We start from the raw sequence: 1469 nt of genomic DNA, 5'->3' as shown, positions 1-1469 counted from the left end.
CAGCCATTGATTTCTCGTTCATCTATCCCATGGTTGAAAACCTATATTCGGGGCTTGGTCGTCCAAGTATTGATCCAGTCGTTTTGTTTAAGATGGTATTCATACAATACATATTTGGGATACGTTCCATGCGCCAAACGATAAAAGAAATTGAAACCAATATGGCATACCGTTGGTTTTTGGGGTTTGGTTTCTACACAGAAGTCCCTCACTTCTCTACCTTCGGTAAAAATTATGAACGACGCTATCATGAAACGGGAGTTTTTGAAGACATCTTCTATCATATATTAAAAGAGATTATGGACAGAGGATTATTGTCTGCTGAACATGTATTTGTGGATTCAACACATGTAAAAGCAAGTGCTAATAAACGCAAGTATGATAAGAAAGTAGTTCGTAAGGAAACACGTGCTTATGAAGAAAAGCTCCAATTAGAACTTAACCTAGATCGTGAAGAACACGGTAAAAAACCATTCCCTCCAGAAAAATTCGAAAAGGAAGAATGGAAAGAAATTAAGGAAAGTACGACAGACCCAGAAAGTGGCTACTATGTAAAGGATGAACGCACGAAGCAGTTTGCGTATTCGTTCCATGCAGCCACCGATGAAAAGGGATTTGTGTTAGGTACAATAGTGACTCCAGGAAATGTTCATGATAGTCATCTTTTACAGCCACTTGTTGAGAAAATCATGGAGAAAGTCAAGAAGCCACTTGCTGTCGCAGCCGATGCAGCCTATAAAACACCTGCAATCACAAACTTTTTAATAGAGAATCAGATGCTTCCCGTCCTTCCTTACACACGTCCAAAAACAAAAGACGGATTCTTCAGAAAGCACGATTATGTTTATGATGAGTATTATGACTGCTATCTCTGCCCGCAAGGGGAGGAATTGAAGTACACGACGACAACGAAGGAAGGGTATCGTCAATATAAATCAAATCCATCTATCTGTGCAGAATGTCCATTTATCTCTAAGTGTACAGAAAGCAAGAATCATCAAAAACTCATTCAGCGTCACATTTGGGAAGCCTATCTAGAAGAGGCAGAACACCTAAAGCATAATGACGAGATCAAACAAATATACGCAAAACGTAAAGAAACAATCGAGCGTGTCTTTGCAGATGCAAAGGAAAAGCATGGTATGCGATGGACAACCCTTAGGGGTCTTAAAAAATTGTCCATGCAGGCGATGCTTACGTTTGCTTCCATGAACTTAAAAAAACTAGCAACTTGGACATGGAAAGTTGCTTAAAGAGGACAAACTCAGGTTGATTGGAGCGGAAGGCGCTTGACTCCTGGGGGATTAGCGTTACAGCCGAGACCCCGTAGGAGCTTTTGCGACGAGGAGGCTTGGCGAACGCCCCCCGGAAAGCAAGCGCCTGGAGCGGAAATCAACCATTTCCCCTCCAAAATAAATAAAAAAGACAAAAAGCATCGAAGTCTCGATGCCTTTTGTCGACAATCTGAA

At 41.3% G+C, this 1469-nt stretch carries 1 protein-coding gene; it reads left to right on the top strand.

Features of this window, described 5'->3' with window-relative positions; all coding sequences use genetic code 11:
* Positions 1 to 1253, top strand: a 1253-nt coding sequence (locus tag ACFYKX_RS27195; RefSeq protein ID WP_389365452.1) for an IS1182 family transposase, incomplete at its 5' end; no start/stop codon positions are given.
* Between the last annotated feature and the right edge of the window lie 216 nt (positions 1254 to 1469).

The organism is Cytobacillus spartinae (assembly GCF_042865285.1).
In the GTDB taxonomy this organism is placed as follows: Bacteria; Bacillota; Bacilli; order Bacillales; family Cytobacillaceae; genus Robertmurraya_A; species Robertmurraya_A spartinae.
Note: the sequence above shows the minus strand (reverse complement) of the source record. Positions and strands in the feature narration are given on the sequence as shown.